Origin of the sequence: Pedobacter sp. Leaf176 (assembly GCF_001424305.1) — a bacterium.
Classification (GTDB): domain Bacteria; phylum Bacteroidota; class Bacteroidia; order Sphingobacteriales; family Sphingobacteriaceae; genus Pedobacter.
In genome coordinates this window covers 89,927-107,217 of record NZ_LMPD01000006.1, presented here as the reverse complement: position 1 = coordinate 107,217, position 17,291 = coordinate 89,927, and the positions used below count along the sequence as shown (strand labels likewise).

Here is a 17,291-nt window from a genome sequence, read left to right as displayed (position 1 = left end):
AATTACACTGGTTGTAGAGATTGAGCGTAATTGATAAACTTCTTAGCAATATTTCCATCAGCTTTAAAAATTTCCGGGTGAAACATACAGGCTAAAGATTCAATGCCATCGATCAAAGTGCCCACGCTTGGTTGGGTAAACATATCAAAATCGGCCAGGTAAACCTGATTAGTTTTAACAGCTTCCAGGTTATCCCATCCATTTTTTGAAGTCAACAAGTTCATTTCTTCAATGCTTCTTTTTATGTCGAATCCGCAAGGTGCAATGACCAGAACTTCAGGATTGTATTTTAAGATCTTATCCCATTGGGTAACAATCGAATCCCCTGCCGGGTTAGATAGCATATCCACGCCACCAGCGGCAGCAATTTGAAATGGAATCCAATGGCCGCAATTGTAAACCGGCTCTATCCATTCCATGAGCATTACCCGTTTTAATGGTGCCTTATTAGCCCTGAGTGTATCAAGAATCGCATCTGATCTTTTTTGAATATTAGCCAAATAGTTTAGTGAAATCTCCTCCTTACCCATCGCTCGTGCAATGGTTATGGCACAATAATAAACATCATGAAGGTTATTTGGAGATAAAGGTACGAGTATTGGTTGCTTGCTCAGTTTCATAACGGCCGTTTCAGTACAAACAGTATCAATATTACACACTTCGCATAGGTCCTGGGTAAACACGATATCAGGCGAAATGCTTTCCAATAGAACATCATCAACCCAATACAAACTTTTACCCTGCGCTTTTGATGCTGAAAAAATCCTGTCGATTTCGACGCTGGAGTAATTTTTACCTTCCAGGATGCAGCGAACAATTTTAGGCATGTCTGCTGCTTCTTTTGGGCATTCGAAGGTTACGCCATATAGATATTCCTGCAGGCCCATGTCATAAATCATCTTGGTAGCGGCTGGCAAAAAGGAAACAACTTTCATGTATTGATTTTTTTAATGTCGTTCGGAATTTCAGTTAACTGCATAGACTACTGAACCAAATTCATAGCAACGACGGATTATAAGGATAAAAAAAATCCTCTTTTGAAAGGATTCAAAAGAGGATTTGTCGAAATATCGAACAATTAATTTTGCCCTGTTTGCAATTTTAGTGCCGGATACTTTGAAGTTAAAATTTCAAATGCACCGAAAAGTAAAGCACCATAAATTAAAGTTCCTTCAAGGAATCTTATCTCGAAAGGAATCGCTTTTTCTAAAACCAACCAGAATCCTGCGAGGTTCTGTGTATAAGCCGGGTTTTTAAACCAGATTGGAAAATCGGTTACAATCCAATGGATTAATACGATAACCAAGGTAGATGCTAAAAGATTTACAACGTTAATGTTTTTCAGCATTACTCTTCCTACCAAAACCATCAAAGCAAAGGCTAAATAAACCCAATACCAGCCTTCATATAAAAAGCCACTACTGTATTTGCTGAAAATGGTTGTCGATAAAACGAAATCACTTAAAAACAAGCTTAATAACGGAAATGAAAAAGCTTTTAAATTATCTTTAAAGTAAGCACCTCCAAATAAGGCAACTGCCCCTATTGATGAGAAATTAGCAAATTTCAGTTCATCGGAATTGAAGGTTACCAGCAAACGGAAACCCGTTATCACCAGTATCATTAACAACAAAACTAATGTGCGTGGATTAAATTTTAAGTGGGCCATTTTTTTTTAGTATCGAGTATTTAGTAGCAAGTATCAAGTTTTAGTATCAGGTATTTAGTATCAGGTATCAAGATTAAAATTGAACCCAAGCCATCACCTGATACAAAGTTAATTTTTCTTAGCGGATATTGAAAGTAACACCTGTATTAAAATTGAAACCTAAGCTGTTGTAGCCAATAATTTCACTGTATTTTTCGTTCAATATGTTTTTTGCATCAAAAAATACTTTAACTCGTTTATTAAGCAAAGCATATTCGGCATAAGCACCAAGCAATTTGTATGCTGGCAGCGTATCAACAGTGTAGGTGCTAAAATTTCCGTCGGTACGGTTCCCAAAATAACGGTAGTTTGCACTTACAAATAAATTATCGGTTGCCTGTAAACCAGCATTAAGTCCGAAGGTATGCTTCGGGCGGCGGAATAAGTAATCGGCAATTGCGTTATCGACAAAGTTGAATTCATTTCCTTCAACGTAAGCATAATAACCGTTAAAATTAAATTTACCCAATTTAACTGTTGGTTCTACTTCAAATCCTTTGGTTTTCTGGCTGATCTGATTTACATAACCTGCCGGATAGGCATAAATTATCGCATCAGTTAAATCACGTTTAAAACCAGCAACACGTAGAGAGACTTTATCATCAGCAAAACTGAAGTTAATACCCGCTTCATAATTCTGAGATTTTTCTGGTTTCAAATCTAAATTAGCACCAAACTGTCCGAAAAGCATGTTCAATGTAGGAATTTTAAATGCAGTAGAAACTGTACCGAAAAGCTTAATTTCTTTAATTATGTTAATGCTGGGTGTAACTGAATAAGTATAGTTCTCGCCATATTGTTCGTGTTTATTATAACGACCGCCCACTTCTAAATTAAATATGCTTAAATCATGCAAAAAGAGTGAACTGTATGCTGCAAAGATGTTGGCTTTTGGGTTTGAACCGGCAGCGGTTAACTTCATTACCCGGTTATCGATACCAACCAATAAATCTAATTTATCATTTAATTTTTGATTGTAAAATAGGTCGATAATATTCACTTTACCCTGGCTAAAGCTTGGAAAAGAGCTATGTGCATCATTAGATGTGTTTTCGTAACTGTAATTTAAGGTTACTTTTCCGGTTTCAAATTCGTATCTGGCATTTGTTCCGGCTGCAAAATTCTTCAAAATAGAGTAATTGCCAGCATCAGTGAAAGCACCACCATCGAAACTATAATTTCCGTAATAGTAGCGTACAAATGGATTTATGGACAAATGCTTGTCTAATTTAATTCCAAAGTTTGCGTTCAAGGCACCTGTTCTGAAACCATCTTTATCAAATTCTGTATTGTTTCCAACTGGATTTGCAGCTTCAGAAATTCCATTGGTTTTATTTTGTGTGTAGTTAACGTTATAAGTAAAACCTTCCACACCGCCGTTTAAACCAATCGTTCCCTTATAACTTTCATAACTCCCTGCACTTGCAACACCATAGATTGTATTGCCTTTAGGTCCGCCTTTTTTAGTGATGATGTTAATTACGCCGGCCACAGCATCAGAGCCGTAAATTGTTGACTGACCGCCTCTTAGAATTTCAATCCGGTCGATTTGGTCGATAGATAACAAACGTAAATCGAAAGCGCCACCATTTCCTGAAGGATCGTTCTGAACAATACCGTCAATTAGAACGACTGCGTATGCACTTCCTGCACCACGAAAAAATACCGATTTGTTCAAGCCCGGATTACTGCTGGAGCCGGCTACGATTATACCTGCTTGCTCGCTGATCAAATCAGGAAGTGATTTACCATGGCTTCTCTCTAAAACCTCGCTACTAATGATGGTAACTACCTTACCTGTTTGCGATTGTTTCTGATCATTCTTAGTTGCCGTAATTACAACATCTTTAAGCCTCAGACTGTCTTGCGCATTAGCCAGTTGGCTAACCGTTAATTGAGCAAACCCCAGGCCTGCTGCAATTAAAATTCTTTTTTTGTTCATTTGATTGTGAGTTTTGCCCACAGCCAACAGATTAGGAAAGGAAATGAAAATACGAAAACGTTTAGTACCTCAGTCCTAGCTTCAATCCCCGAAAGCTATGAAATTATTCGCTAAGGCAGGTCTTCTGACTTACTCCCGATGTTTTCTGCCTTCCCGTTTTTTGTTTAAACAGTGGCATTGAGATTGAAATATCGTTATGGAGCTTACAGCTGCGGGACAGTTGCAGAATTACACTGCATTCCCTTTTAATTCCGGTTGTAAAGCCGGAAACCAAAAGCGCTGCAAAAGTAGTTATTAAAGCTGAAACACCAAAGGTTAAAGTAAAAAGCTTTTCCGGATTATTTGAATTGAAAATAGCTTTTTGAAGATGAGTAATTTAAAGCTAAATTGGTATAAAATCCGAAAATGAAATTGTTATTTACAGCAGCACTTTTTGCAATGACCTTATCCGTAAATGCACAAAAAACCAATACGGTTTTTCTGAAAAAATTAATGGAATCAAAGCCAGAGCTATTTAATTCTGTGTTAACCCATCATGATAAAAACCAGATACAGATTTTATACACGCAGGTAAATCGTGATGCTAAAAACAAACCCACTTTCAAAAATTACAGTTACAACTTAGACCCGCATCATTATTTTTATCCGGCCAGTACCGTGAAACTTGCCGCTGTAATTTTTGCATTAGAGAAAGTAAACCGCTTAAAAAGTAGTGGACTAACATCAAAAAGCACGATGATAACCGATAGCGCTTTTAAAGGGCAAACAATGGTTAAGAAAGATACATCTGCGAAAAATGGTTTACCAACAATTGAACATTACATCAAAAAAATTTTGTTAACCAGTGATAACGATGCTTTTAACCGCCTGTTCGAATTTATTGGTCGGGCAGAAATAAATGAGAAACTTAAGAAGAACGGATTGAATGATAGCAGAATTTTAAACCGTTTAGCGATTGGTGATGCCGGTGAAACGGCCAAACACACCAATCCAATTCAGTTTTATAATGGGAATAAACTGGTTTATATTCAACCTGCCCAATATGATCCAAAAGCGTATAGACTTACTTTAACCAATACAATCATGGGTAAGGGTTATCTGGATAGTACAGATAAATTAGTGAATAAACCATTTAGTTTGGATACCAAAAATGCATTTGCAATTAATGATCAGCAAAAGTTGATGCAAAAATTGATGTTTCCAGATGCTTTTCATGCAAGTGAGCGATATGATTTAACTCCTGAAGATTATAATCTGATTTACACTTATATGAGTAAATATCCGACAGAAAGTGATTATCCAAGGTATGATTCAAAGGAATTCTGGCCAACTTACGCTAAAATGCTTTACTATGGTCGAGAACAAAATATCAATTTAGATGCGAACATTAGAATTTTCAACAAGTATGGAGACAGCTACGGTTACATTATCGACAATTCATATTTTGTAGATTTCAAAAATGGGATAGAATACTTTCTAACGGCGGTGGTTCACAGTAATGAGGATGGGATTTTTAATGATAATAAATACGAATACGAAACGGTCTGTTATCCATTTATGAAAAATCTTGGTCGGACAATTTATGAATTTGAATTATCGAGGAATAGAAAGCAAAAGCCCGACTTGAGTAAATTTAAGATGGACTATGGGAAATAGTTATTTATAAAATGATTTGTGAGGACACAAACCATGATTATATAGTTGGATATCGTCTAATGGTTTAATCGAAAGAAATTTATTAAGCCTGAATTATTAAAAACCGTTTAAAAGTTAAGGTTATTAAGATAAATGGAAATAGCTTAATCTTCTTAATGCCTTAACGATTAAAGACCATTTAGAAGTTAAGGTTACTAAGATATAAAAATGGAAATCTTAATCCTCTTAATGCCTAAATGGTTAAAAATCATTTAGAAATCACGTTATTAAATATACAAATGGAAATCTTAATCCTCTTAATGCCTTAATGGTTAAAAACCATTTAGAAGTTAAGGTTATTAAAGATATGCAAAATGGAAATCTTAATCCTCTTAATGCCTTAATGGTTAAAGACCATTTAGAAGTTAAGGTTAACTAAGATATGCAAAATGGAAATCTTAATCCTCTTAATGCCTTAATGGTTAAAAATCATTTAGAAGTCACGGTTATTAAACATACAAATGGAAATAGCTTAATCCTCTTAATGCCTTAATGGTTAAATACCATTTAGAAGTTAAGGTTTTTAAGATATGCAAAATGGAAATAGCTTAATCTTCTTAATGCCTTAACGATTAAGACCATTTAAAAGTTAAGGTTATTAAAGATATGCAAAATGGAAATCTTAATCCTCTTAATGCCTTAACGGTTAAAGACCATTTAGAAGTTAAGGTTACTAAGATATAAAAATGGAAATCTTAATCCTCTTAATGCCTTAATGGTTAAAAATCATTTAGAAGTCACGGTTATTATATATACAAATGGAAATAGCTTAATCCTCTTAATGCCTTAATGGTTAAAAATCATTTAGAAGTCACGGTTATTAAACATACGAATGGAAATAGCTAATCCTCTTAATGCCTTAATGGTTAAAAACCATTTAGAAGTTAAGGTTATTAAGATCTAAAAATGGGAATCTTAATCCTCTTAATGCTTTAATGGTTAAAAACCATTTAGAAGTTAAGGCTATTAAGATATATGTAAACAAAAAAGGTCACGATTAAAATCGTGACCTTTTAAAATATGATTATCGCTAAGCGAAAATTTCTATTTTACTGCATCAATTACAGCTTTGAAAGCTTCAGGGTGATTCATTGCTAAATCAGCTAATACTTTACGGTTTAAACCGATTTCTTTTGAAGCAAGTTTACCAATTAATTGAGAGTAAGAAATACCATGCTGACGGGCACCTGCATTAATACGCTGGATCCATAATCCGCGGAATTCTCTTTTCTTAACTTTACGGTCACGGTATGCATATTGCAAACCTTTTTCTACTGTGTTTTTAGCAACAGTATAAACCTTACTTCTTGCTCCCCAATAACCTTTTGCAAGGTTAAGGATTTTTTTTCTTCTTCTTCTCGAAGCGACTGCGTTTACCGAACGTGGCATGTTGTTGTTGTTTTTTGGTAAGCGGCGTCCTGTTTAAGGAACTTTAATGCCTGATACCTGGTGAATTAATGAATTACTTTCCGATACAAAGCATACGTTTAACGTTACCCATATCTGCATCTGTTACCATGCTTGCATTTCCAAGGGCACGTTTACGTTTAGTACTCATCTTTGTTAAGATGTGACTTTTGTATGCGTTGTTTCTTTTGATTTTACCTGTTCCAGTAAGCGAAAAACGCTTTTTAGCACTGGAATTGGTTTTCATTTTTGGCATAACCTTTTTTTTAATTTATAAACCTATTTTTATTTTTTTGCTACTTTAGGTGCAACGGTCAGAAACATACGTTTACCTTCCAACTTAGGCAATAACTCTACTTTCCCTACCTCTTCCAAAGCCTGGGCAAACTTTAACAATAAAATCTCACCCTGTTCTTTGTAAACAATTGCCCTACCTTTAAAATGCACATAAGCCCTAACTTTCTCACCGTTCTCCAAAAAGCTCACTGCATGTTTTAGTTTAAACTGGAAATCGTGATCATTTGTGTTAGGACCAAAACGAATCTCCTTAATTACAGTTTGTTTTGCATTCGATTTAATCTCCTTCTGCTTTTTCTTCTGCTCGTAAACAAACTTACTGTAATCAATAATTCTACAAACCGGAGGGACTGCATTCGGAGAAATTTCTACCAAATCCAATTCCAGTTCATCAGCAAGTGCCAAAGCTTTAGCCAGAGGATATATCCCCGGTTCAACATTATCGCCAGCCAAACGCACTTCAGGCGATTTAATGTACTGATTAATGTTATGTTCTGCTTCTTTTTTCTTAAAAGGCGGACGTGGTCCCCTGTTAAATCCTGGTCTTCCTAATGCCAAATTTGTATAAAATTAATTTTTATTTAAACTGTTATTTCTTTTAATAATAAGCCGCTGAACTCTTCCAGCGTCATCTCACCTAAATCTCCCTCACCATGTTTACGGATTGAAATTTTACCTTCAGCCATTTCTTTCTCACCAATGATGAGCATATAAGGGATTTTTTTAACCTCCGCATCGCGGATTTTGCGACCGATTTTCTCATCACGAAAGTCAATCAGCCCGCGAATATCGGAATTATTTAGTTCATCTAAAACTTTTTTTGCATAATCTTCATATTTTTCTGAGATAGGAAGAATTATGAATTGCTCCGGACTTAACCATAAAGGAAAATTCCCTGCACAATGTTCTATCAAAACAGCAACGAATCTTTCGAGTGAACCAAACGGTGCACGGTGAATCATTACCGGTCTGTGTTTTAAATTGTCGCTACCTGTATATTCCAACTCGAAACGCTCCGGTAAGTTATAATCTACCTGAATGGTACCCAACTGCCATCTCCTGCCTAAAGCGTCCTTAACCATAAAATCCAGCTTCGGCCCATAAAAGGCCGCTTCGCCATATTCTACAATCGTATTCAAACCTTTTTCTGCAGCTGCTTCAACAATTGCGCTTTCAGCTAACTTCCAGTTTTCATCAGAACCAATGTATTTCGACTTATTATCTGGATCTCTTAACGAAATCTGAGCGGTATAGTTTTCAAAACCTAAAGATTTAAATACATAAAGTACTAAATCAATTACTTTTTTGAACTCGTCCTTCACTTGTTCAGGCATACAGAATAAGTGCGCATCATCCTGAGTAAAGCCACGCACACGGGTTAAACCATGTAATTCGCCACTTTGCTCGTAGCGGTACACCGTACCAAATTCGGCAAAACGAACAGGTAAATCCTTGTAAGAACGCGGTTTAAATTTATACATTTCGCAGTGGTGAGGACAGTTCATCGGTTTTAAAAAGAACTCTTCTCCTTCTTGCGGGGTTTTTATTGGTTGAAATGAATCTTTACCATATTTATCCCAGTGACCGGAAGTAACATATAAATTTTTGTTTCCGATGTGTGGTGTAACGACTTGTTCGTAACCAGATTTTGATTGTGCTTTAGTCAAAAAGTTAACCAAACGTTCACGCAACGCAGTACCTTTTGGTAACCACATTGGCAAGCCTGCACCAACTTTTTCTGAGAACATGAACAGTTCAAGTTCTTTTCCAAGCTTTCTATGATCGCGTTTTTTAGCTTCTTCAATCATAGCAAGATACTCAGTAAGCTCGCTTGCCTTTGGAAAAGTTACGCCATAAATACGTGTTAACTGCTTTTTACTTTCATCACCACGCCAATAGGCGCCGGCAACATTCATCAGTTTTACGGCTTTAACAAAACCTGTATTTGGGATATGCGGACCACGACATAAATCAGTAAAAGCGCCCTGAGTATAGAAAGTAATTTTTCCATCCTCCAAACCGTCAATTAGATCAAGTTTGTACTCATCGCCTTTTTCGGTAAAATATTTTATTGCATCGGCTTTGCTTACGCTTTCACGGGTGAAAGTTTCTTTCTGCTTAGCCAGTTCAATCATTTTGGTTTCGATGGCTTTGAAATCATCAGACGAAAATTCTTTGTCGCCGAAGTCTACATCATAATAAAAACCGGTTTCAATTGCCGGACCAATACCAAATTTTGTACCCGGATAAAGCGATTCTAAAGCTTCGGCCATTAAATGGGCGGATGAATGCCAGAAAGTAGATTTACCTTCAGCATCGTTCCAGGTTAACAACTTAACTGACGAATCTGATTCAATGGGACGCGTTGAATCCCAAACCTGACCATTGACTTCGGCAGCTAAAACATTTCTTGCTAAACCTTCGGAAATTGACAATGCAATTTGATGGGCAGAAGTGCCCTTTTCGTACTGACGAACGGAGCCGTCAGGTAAAGTAATGTTAATCATCTACAACTATGATTTTACCCCTAATCCCCTAAAGGGGACTTTAAAGTAGTTTATAAAAATGGTTATTTCTAAATCACATACAAAGTGATTTTATTTTTGGCAAAGGTGCGGTTTTTCCTGCTTAAAAGCAAGTCTTTGCCGAAATGGATACATTGATTGTTATGGGCAATTTGAAATCAACTTTTCCGAGTCAGAAATCTATTTTTCAAATAATTACGAATTGGCGTATCCAAAAAGACCATTATCAGATAGGCAAGTCCAATTAATAAACAAACTGAAACTGGAATGATAATTTTCAGCAGGTCCATTTCGGGTTTAATAATTGCGACGTAAGTCAGGAATATCCAAATGAAAGGATAATGTGTCATGTACAACGGATAAGATATATCTCCAGAAAACTTACAAACGCCTTTAAAGTTCGGTTTCAACGTTGCTCCGGCACCCAGGGCCACAAGAACAGGGAAATAAATTAACACGATCAAAGGTTCTGTTAACCAATTATATTTGTCGTTAAAAGGAAGCAGGAATGCGAAGAGCAATAAAATGGAAACACCTGTAAAACCTAATCTATTTTTGATTATCCAGTTCGAACGATAGACGAGCATCCCCGCTAAAAAGGAATACAAAACCCTTGCACCCCCATCCCAAAAAGTCGGACCGCCCCAACCACCCATTAGATTAGTCGATTTGAACGCAACGTAACAAATAATTACGGCAGCAATTAAAGTTATGGTTTGCAATATTGTTCTGCTTAATCTATATAATACAAATATGTAAAATAGGTTTGCAGTGTATTCCCAAAAAAGTGACCAGGCAGGCGCATTCAGATTAAATAAATTAAAAAACCGTTCAGCCATTACCGGATATGGAACCAAAAAAGCAGAAGCGAGAAACAATAATATTGTTCTTGAAAACCCATAAACGGAATAAAAATCGCTGAAAGGATCGAAAAGGAAGGTTAATAAACCAAGAACGGAACCAATTAGAACCAGCGGATGTAACCTTATTAGCCTTAACTTTATGAAAGATAACATACCTATCTTTTCCACCCTGCTATCATAAGCGTAGGCAATTACAAATCCGGATAAGCAGAAGAAAAAATCGACAGCTAAATAACCATGAGCAATAAAATTTTTACTGTAATCGGTTATTGCAATCTCCATGAAGTGGTAAATCACTACGACTATGGCAGCGAGTCCCCTTAAGCCGTCCAGGATTTCAAAATGTTCTTTAGTCTTTAAAACTTCTTCTTTATTCAGTGGATGGGTCAAAACTTATCTGTTAGATTTTATTCAATAATAAAAAAATTAACCAGCACAATTGAATATGTCTCGATATTGTTAACAAAAACCATAAAAAAGCCCGTTCATTTACTGAACAGGCTTCAAATAAGTTGTATCTATCGAACTATCCGCCGATACCTCTAACAACGCCGCCGGCACCACCTGGTCTGCCATTGCCGTTACCTCTAAAACGTTTCATCATATTCTCCATTTTAATCTTGTATTCTGCTTCAGTAATCGGAGTCGCTTTTTTCGGAGCCGTAACATCTTTACTGCTTACATTTCTAAATTCGATACTTTTAGCGATTGTGCTATTACCTCTTCCTTCGATTGCTAAAACTGCACCTTCTGTCCACATGTTTGGATTTGGAGAAAAGTCAAAGCCCAAATCTTTAGTGTACCAAATGTGTGTTTCTTCGGTAACCTCTCTATCCATATCTAAAATTTTGATTGAACGTGTTGATTTTAAGATAACCTCATTACAGTTTAGACCCAAAATCTGCTTGGTTGCACTGGTTTTTACCACTTCTATTTTTGGTGGCGCAACTCTAGCTCTGGTTGTGTCAGTTTGATTTCTTCCCATCCCGCCAAAGGTGCTAATCGGACCACTCGTATTTAATTTCAATCCGCTTTGCATTACATAAGTCGTATCGTTAAGGTCGAAAACCTCTACAAGTTTCTTATCAGCAAATGAATAATAATACTCTCTGTTGCCACCTGCACCACCGAAACCTCTCATCATGCGGCCCATGCCACCGCCGCCACCGCCAGCGCCGTTACTGTCTTCCGCATCTTCTACAGGCATATAACTTGCATTAGTTGCGTTGAATAGTAATTCAAAGTTTGATTTACTGCTCGAAGGCATTCTTGCCGCCATTTGTTCCGGAATTTTCACACCACTCGCCGCCATCATTGCAGCAGGGTCAATGGTGGTTTCATACTGGATAGCTCCAGAGGTTTTCTTTTGCGCATCTGCTACTGATGCCAGAGATAATGCGCTTAATAAAGCGAAAACTATTTTTTTCATCCTAATTATATTTGTTTTAATGGTGATGAAGCCATCATGGTTGTGTTTTAAATTTAATATTGATAAACCATGATAATTTCATTTGTTTACAGGTTCAGCATTTTTATATCTGTCGTTCACTACAACGTTTATCTTTCATTGTAATAACCAACTTATAGATGCAATTGCACAAAAAAGGTTTAATAAAAATATCTTTACTAAAACGTGTATTTATTAATCGCGTGTTAAAGATGGTTTTATAGCATCTGAACCTAGTTTTTGCGGCAAATACAAATTCGATCGTAACTTATATTTTACATTAAATTTTTAGTATTCTGTACTTTCTAACCAGCCATTGCATAAAACATCGGCAATATGCATGGTTTTAATCGGAAGTTTATTTTTATCGATATAACCCTGTAGGTGTAACAGGCAGGATAAATCAGTTGAGATGATGTAATCGGCTTTTTGAGCTAAAGCGTGGTTAACTTTTTGTTCGGCCATTGCAGATGAAATGGAATCGAATTTCACGGCAAACGTACCGCCGAAACCACAGCACATATCGGTATCTTCCATTTCGAGCATTTCTAAGCCATGAACTTTTGATAGAAGCTGGCGTGGTTCATCTTTAATCTTACACTCACGAAGTGCACTGCAGGAGTCATGGTAAACAGCTTTGCCCTCGAGTTCAGCCCCGAAGTAATCTTTCTTTGCTACATTAACTAAGAAATCGGAAAGCTCCCAGATGTTCGATTGCAAATTGCGACATTTATTATGAACGATAGTGTTCGTGAATAAATCGTTAAAACCCCCTTTAACCATACCCACACATGATGCTGATGGCGCAACCACGTAAGTATTTTCGGTAAAATCGTTAAGAAACTTAGTGCCTACTTCTTTAGCTTCATCCCAATAACCGGCATTGTAAGCCGGCTGACCACAACATGTTTGTTTCGAGTTGTATTCTACTTTACATCCCGACTTTTCCAGTAACCTTAAGGTATTAAAAGCGGTTTCGGGATATAACTGGTCTACAAAACAGGGAACAAACAATTCTACTTTCATTAACAAATTCTTTAGCGTGCAAACTTACAATTTTGCGGTTTCATTGCGCTCGATTTTTTTCAGGTATGCTAGAAACACTAATCCCACTATAAAAAATGATGCCAAAGCGATAATGGATTGACGCATATTGTGTGTCAGGCCCTCAATAAATGCAAAACTAAACAGGCCAATTACAATGGCCAATTTTTCTGTGGCATCGTAAAAACTAAAAAAAGAAGCGGTATCCGTTGTATTTTCAGGAATGTGCTTTGAATAAGTAGAACGTGATAAGGATTGGATTCCACCCATGATTAAGCCTACAATGGCGGCTAAAGCGTAAAATTGATTTTCAGTAGTAATTGAATACCCATAAAAGCAGCAGCAGATCCAAATGACTACAACGATTATTAAAACGTTGACATTTCCCAATTTTTTGGCTAAAAGCGACATTAACCAGGCGCCAAGAATTGCGACCAACTGAATAATTAAAATTACAGCAATTAAACTGCCCGATTCCATTTTTAAAACTTTTGCACCAAAACCTGCTGCAGCAAGCATAATGGTTTGCACACCCATTGAATAGAAGAAGAAAGCAATTAAATAAGTTTTTAAAAACTTCATTTGTTTTAACTGATTCCAGACTTTAGCAAATTCGCCAAAACTGCTTTTGATGATTCCTTTATTCAGGTAGCTCGCGTTTGGCACATCTTTTGGTAACGCCTTAAAAGGAATCTGAGCGAATGAAAACCACCATATACCAACCAAGAGGAATGATATTTGAGCTGGTAATGATTTATCCTCAATGTCAAAAAGTTCTGGTTTTAAAACGAATACAAAACAGATTAACTGCAAAATTACACTACCTACATATCCGTAAGAAAAACCTTGTGCACTTACTTTATCCTGATTATCATGCGAAGCAATTATTGGCAGGTAAGCGTTATTAAACATTACACCTCCAACATAACCCATCGCAGCAAGGACAAAGCAAATAATACCAGCCTCTAAAGTTTCCAGTTTAAAGAAAAATAAACCCATACAAGCAAAAGAACCGACATAGGTAAATAATTTCATAAAGAATTTCTTTTTGCCCTTTGCATCCGCATAAGACGATATTATGGGCAACAAAATCACCATAACTAAGTAGGCGAAAGCTAGCGCATAATTAGAAAGAACGGTGTTTATAAACGTTCTGCCAAAAAAAGTGACTTCGTCTCCATGTGATTCTGTTGTTGTAATTGCAACATAATAAACAGGAAAAATGGTTGAGGTTATAACTAAATTATAGGCAGAATTTGCCCAATCGAAGAAAGCCCAGGAGCGTATGGTTTTCTTATTGTCTTTTTCTATCATTTATAACACTAAATATAGTATCTGGATTTGTTTGGAAATCTGAAATCGTAATTCGTAAACCTAAAATCAAATGTAGTATTTCTTACCGTCAGTTTTTATTTTGCCAGCATCTAATAATTCCCGGATGGCATCTATTCGTTCATTTTCAACGCCACTTTTTATGCCTGTAACCAAATCATCTAAACTCAAAGGTTGATGCTGAAGTAAGGAAAAAATTTCAAATTCAATTTCATCATTCATCTGCACCTCATTTTCAGCTCGTTTTTCTGCCAAACAAACATCACATACACCACATTTTACAGCTGCGTGTTCATCAAAATAATTCAGCAACTGAATGCTACGGCATTTGTTCGAAGTTGTATATTTAACAACGGCGTCTACCTGGTTTAGTAAAATTTCTTTCCTTTGTTCAAGGTGTTTTACATCCAGATCAAAGTGATCCATATCCACCCTCGCGCGAACGTATTGCAACTGTGGCTGGTCGGTTTGCTGAATGTAGGTCAGCATTTCGATAGACTGCAATTTGTTTAAAATAGCGACTACATCTTTGAATGAAATACCTAATTTTTTCGCTAAATCGGCTTCGTTAATTTTCACAAAACTATCGAATGCGCCGCCATACGACCGGAGTATGGTTTTTATAAGGCCATCATATGCTTTATTTTCGATTTGAAAACGGTAAACATCTTCATGACTAATAATAAACATCAGTCTTGATGGTAAAAAAACACTTTCAGACAATGTAATATAACCATCGTGTTCTAAATATTTTAATGCTGAAATTGTTTTTAGAACACCAATATTAAATCGCTTACAGAAATCAGCTATATCAAAAGTAAAAGTAAGCCCCTCGCCTGCCCCGAAAGCCAGCTGGAAGTAATTCCCCAAATAATGATACACTTTTCTGATTTCATCGGGAGACGGAAAACTATTGATGTAACGAGATTCCAGGTTTAGTACATCCGATTGATTTGCCAATAGAACGGCGTAACTTCTTTTTTCATCCCGGCCAGCCCTGCCGGCTTCCTGATAATAAGCTTCTAAGCTTTCGGGTAAATCCAAATGCACGACAAAGCGAACATCTGCTTTATCAATACCCATCCCAAAAGCATTCGTAGCCACCATGATACGTGTTTTATTCTGTTTCCAATCTTCTTGTTTTTGAAAACGAACATCCCGTTCAAGTCCGGCATGGTAAAAATCGGCTTTAATCTGATTGCGGTTAATAAAATTTGATACTTCAGCGGTTTCCCTACGATTACGAACATAAACCAATCCCGTCCCTTTTACATTCCTGCAAATCTCGATGAGCTTTTTATATTTATCTTCCTGTCCGAAAACCACATAACTTAAGTTATCTCTCGCAAAACTTTTAACAAAAACCTGAGGGTCTTTCATCTCCAGTTTCTCCAGAATGTCTTTTCTGACAAATTCGGTCGCGGTTGCAGTCAGCGCCAAAACCGGCACATCAGGAAGAATTTCCCTAAGTTTAGAAATCTGTAAATACGGTGGACGAAAATCGTAACCCCATTGAGAAATACAATGTGCCTCATCCACTGCGATTAGGTTGACATTCATGTAGGAAATTCTGACACGTACCAAATCAGAAAGCAACCGTTCTGGAGAAAGGTAAAGGAACTTAATTTTTCCATAGATGCAGTTATCCAGCAGGATATCGATTTCACGTTTGCCCATCCCTGCGTAAATCGCTATAGCCTCAATGCCTTTTGATTTCAGGTTTTCCACCTGATCCTTCATCAAGGCAATTAGTGGAGAAACCACTATGCAAATACCTTCCTTTGCCAAAGCCGGAACCTGAAAACAAATGGATTTACCACCCCCAGTTGGCAAAAGCGCAAGACTATCTTTTCCGTCTAAGACCGAGGTAATAATATCTTGCTGCAGGGGCCTGAAAGCCTGATGTCCCCAATATTTTTGTAAAATCTCTATTGCTGTCATAAATTGGCAGTATCAAAACTATACATTTATTCTAAAATCGTCATTCTTTATTGTGGAATTTGAAAAAATCATCTTCAAAAAGATTATTAACTTTGCTTTACAGGATATTTAATGTTAGAAACTCAATTTGCAGATATTGTCACTTTAATCAAAGATGCCAGAAGCAGGGCGTTAAAAACCGTAAATTCTGAACTCATTAATTTATACTGGAAAATCGGAGAATACATCCATACCAAGGTTAATAACGCAGGATGGGGACAATCGGTAGTAAAACAATTGGCTGAATTTTTATCAAAACAAGAACCAAACTTAAAAGGGTTCTCGGATAAAAATCTGTGGCGGATGAAGCAGTTTTATGAAAATTATAAGGATTTTCCAAAACTCTCACCACTGGTGAGAGAAATTAGTTGGTCGCATAATTTAGCTATTTTTTCTAGATGTAATACGATAGAAGAACAGGAGTTTTATTTAAGGCTTTCGAAAAAAGAGAATTATTCATTTAGAGAATTAGACCGTCAAATTTCTGCTAGTCTATTTGAAAGAACAATTATTGGAAATACAAAACTCTCAACAGTGTTGAGAGAAATGCATCAAGACATAGAAAGCAATTTTAAAGATAGCTATGTTTTCGAATTTTTAAATCTTCCTGAGGCTCATAATGAAAGCGATTTACAGAGAAGTTTGATTCTACAAATGAAAAATTTCATTCTCGAATTAGGAAAAGATTTTTTGTTTATCAATGAAGAATATAAAATACAAGTTGGAAATAGCGATTTCTATATTGATTTACTTTTTTATCATCGTGGTTTACAGTGTTTAGTTGCTTTTGAGTTAAAGGTGGATAAGTTTAAACCAGAACATTTGGGACAATTAAATTTTTACTTAGAGGCGTTAGATAGAGACGTTAAAAAAACGAATGAAAATCCAAGTATTGGAATCTTGCTTTGCAAAGATAAAGACAACGAAGTGGTGGAATATGCATTAAGCCGGAGCCTCTCTCCAACTTTAGTCTCAGAATATAAAACTCAACTACCCGATAAAAAGCTATTACAAAGAAAAATACACGAATTATTCAAATAACATCAACCTA

Annotated in this window: 14 protein-coding genes and 1 riboswitch; of the genes, 2 read left to right on the top strand and 12 right to left on the bottom strand. The window is 36.4% G+C overall.

What is annotated here, in order from left to right; translation table 11 throughout:
- Window positions 1–2 precede the first annotated feature (2 nt).
- The 3 genes from ASF92_RS16515 to ASF92_RS16505 all read right to left on the bottom strand — a co-directional run bounded on the left by ASF92_RS16515 (window position 3) and on the right by ASF92_RS16505 (window position 3,650).
- Window positions 3–935, bottom strand: a complete 933-nt coding sequence (locus tag ASF92_RS16515) for an ABC transporter substrate-binding protein (RefSeq protein ID WP_056095723.1) — start codon at window positions 933–935, stop codon at window positions 3–5.
- 143 nt (window positions 936–1,078) lie between these two features.
- The gene (locus tag ASF92_RS16510; protein WP_056095720.1) at window positions 1,079–1,669 is read right to left on the bottom strand and encodes a DUF6580 family putative transport protein; all 591 of its coding nucleotides are present in this window, start codon (window positions 1,667–1,669) and stop codon (window positions 1,079–1,081) included.
- A gap of 118 nt (window positions 1,670–1,787) precedes the next feature.
- Complete coding sequence (locus ASF92_RS16505) at window positions 1,788–3,650, bottom strand: TonB-dependent siderophore receptor (protein WP_056095717.1); 1,863 nt, start codon at window positions 3,648–3,650, stop codon at window positions 1,788–1,790.
- Between the two features lie 96 nt (window positions 3,651–3,746).
- Window positions 3,747–3,940, bottom strand: a riboswitch (cobalamin riboswitch).
- 115 nt (window positions 3,941–4,055) lie between these two features.
- Between ASF92_RS16505 and ASF92_RS16500 the strand changes: the two genes are divergently transcribed.
- Window positions 4,056–5,306 carry a serine hydrolase gene (locus ASF92_RS16500; RefSeq protein ID WP_056095714.1) on the top strand — a complete coding sequence of 417 codons (1,251 nt, stop codon included), beginning with the start codon at window positions 4,056–4,058 and terminating at the stop codon, window positions 5,304–5,306.
- A 1,083-nt stretch (window positions 5,307–6,389) separates the two neighbouring features.
- Here ASF92_RS16500 and rplT read toward each other — a convergent pair.
- From rplT to ASF92_RS16455, 9 genes are all read right to left on the bottom strand, one after another.
- The gene (gene rplT / locus ASF92_RS16495; protein ID WP_025144714.1) at window positions 6,390–6,734 is read right to left on the bottom strand and encodes a 50S ribosomal protein L20; all 345 of its coding nucleotides are present in this window, start codon (window positions 6,732–6,734) and stop codon (window positions 6,390–6,392) included.
- A gap of 73 nt (window positions 6,735–6,807) precedes the next feature.
- A complete protein-coding gene (gene rpmI, locus ASF92_RS16490) occupies window positions 6,808–7,008 on the bottom strand; it encodes a 50S ribosomal protein L35 (protein ID WP_056095711.1) in 201 nt (66 codons plus the stop codon).
- 29 nt (window positions 7,009–7,037) lie between these two features.
- Window positions 7,038–7,607, bottom strand: coding sequence for a translation initiation factor IF-3 (infC, locus tag ASF92_RS16485; RefSeq protein ID WP_056095708.1), 570 nt, complete (start codon window positions 7,605–7,607; stop codon window positions 7,038–7,040).
- 23 nt (window positions 7,608–7,630) lie between these two features.
- Window positions 7,631–9,556 (bottom strand): threonine--tRNA ligase, encoded by a 1,926-nt coding sequence (gene thrS, locus ASF92_RS16480; RefSeq protein ID WP_056095705.1) that lies wholly within the window; start codon window positions 9,554–9,556, stop codon window positions 7,631–7,633.
- 176 nt (window positions 9,557–9,732) lie between these two features.
- Complete coding sequence (locus ASF92_RS16475; RefSeq protein ID WP_056095703.1) at window positions 9,733–10,827, bottom strand: acyltransferase; 1,095 nt, start codon at window positions 10,825–10,827, stop codon at window positions 9,733–9,735.
- 136 nt (window positions 10,828–10,963) lie between these two features.
- A complete protein-coding gene (locus ASF92_RS16470) occupies window positions 10,964–11,866 on the bottom strand; it encodes a hypothetical protein (RefSeq protein ID WP_056095700.1) in 903 nt (300 codons plus the stop codon).
- 306 nt (window positions 11,867–12,172) lie between these two features.
- Entirely contained in the window at window positions 12,173–12,910 is a 738-nt protein-coding gene (locus tag ASF92_RS16465) for a (Fe-S)-binding protein (RefSeq protein WP_056095697.1), read from the bottom strand.
- Between the two features lie 24 nt (window positions 12,911–12,934).
- Window positions 12,935–14,242 (bottom strand): MFS transporter, encoded by a 1,308-nt coding sequence (locus ASF92_RS16460; RefSeq protein ID WP_056095695.1) that lies wholly within the window; start codon window positions 14,240–14,242, stop codon window positions 12,935–12,937.
- Between the two features lie 66 nt (window positions 14,243–14,308).
- Window positions 14,309–16,201, bottom strand: a complete 1,893-nt coding sequence (locus ASF92_RS16455; protein WP_056095692.1) for an ATP-dependent DNA helicase RecQ — start codon at window positions 16,199–16,201, stop codon at window positions 14,309–14,311.
- A gap of 111 nt (window positions 16,202–16,312) precedes the next feature.
- Between ASF92_RS16455 and ASF92_RS16450 the strand changes: the two genes are divergently transcribed.
- Window positions 16,313–17,281 (top strand): YhcG family protein, encoded by a 969-nt coding sequence (locus tag ASF92_RS16450; protein ID WP_056095687.1) that lies wholly within the window; start codon window positions 16,313–16,315, stop codon window positions 17,279–17,281.
- Window positions 17,282–17,291: the final 10 nt, after the last annotated feature.

Coding starts and splice junctions, on each gene's coding strand:
- ASF92_RS16515 (WP_056095723.1), bottom strand. CDS start 935: ATGAAAGTTGTTTCCTTTTTGCCAGCCGCTACCAAGATGATTTATGAC.
- ASF92_RS16510 (WP_056095720.1), bottom strand. CDS start 1,669: ATGGCCCACTTAAAATTTAATCCACGCACATTAGTTTTGTTGTTAATG.
- ASF92_RS16505 (WP_056095717.1), bottom strand. CDS start 3,650: ATGAACAAAAAAAGAATTTTAATTGCAGCAGGCCTGGGGTTTGCTCAA.
- ASF92_RS16500 (WP_056095714.1), top strand. CDS start 4,056: ATGAAATTGTTATTTACAGCAGCACTTTTTGCAATGACCTTATCCGTA.
- rplT (WP_025144714.1), bottom strand. CDS start 6,734: ATGCCACGTTCGGTAAACGCAGTCGCTTCGAGAAGAAGAAGAAAAAAA.
- rpmI (WP_056095711.1), bottom strand. CDS start 7,008: ATGCCAAAAATGAAAACCAATTCCAGTGCTAAAAAGCGTTTTTCGCTT.
- thrS (WP_056095705.1), bottom strand. CDS start 9,556: ATGATTAACATTACTTTACCTGACGGCTCCGTTCGTCAGTACGAAAAG.
- ASF92_RS16470 (WP_056095700.1), bottom strand. CDS start 11,866: ATGAAAAAAATAGTTTTCGCTTTATTAAGCGCATTATCTCTGGCATCA.
- ASF92_RS16465 (WP_056095697.1), bottom strand. CDS start 12,910: ATGAAAGTAGAATTGTTTGTTCCCTGTTTTGTAGACCAGTTATATCCC.
- ASF92_RS16460 (WP_056095695.1), bottom strand. CDS start 14,242: ATGATAGAAAAAGACAATAAGAAAACCATACGCTCCTGGGCTTTCTTC.
- ASF92_RS16455 (WP_056095692.1), bottom strand. CDS start 16,201: ATGACAGCAATAGAGATTTTACAAAAATATTGGGGACATCAGGCTTTC.
- ASF92_RS16450 (WP_056095687.1), top strand. CDS start 16,313: ATGTTAGAAACTCAATTTGCAGATATTGTCACTTTAATCAAAGATGCC.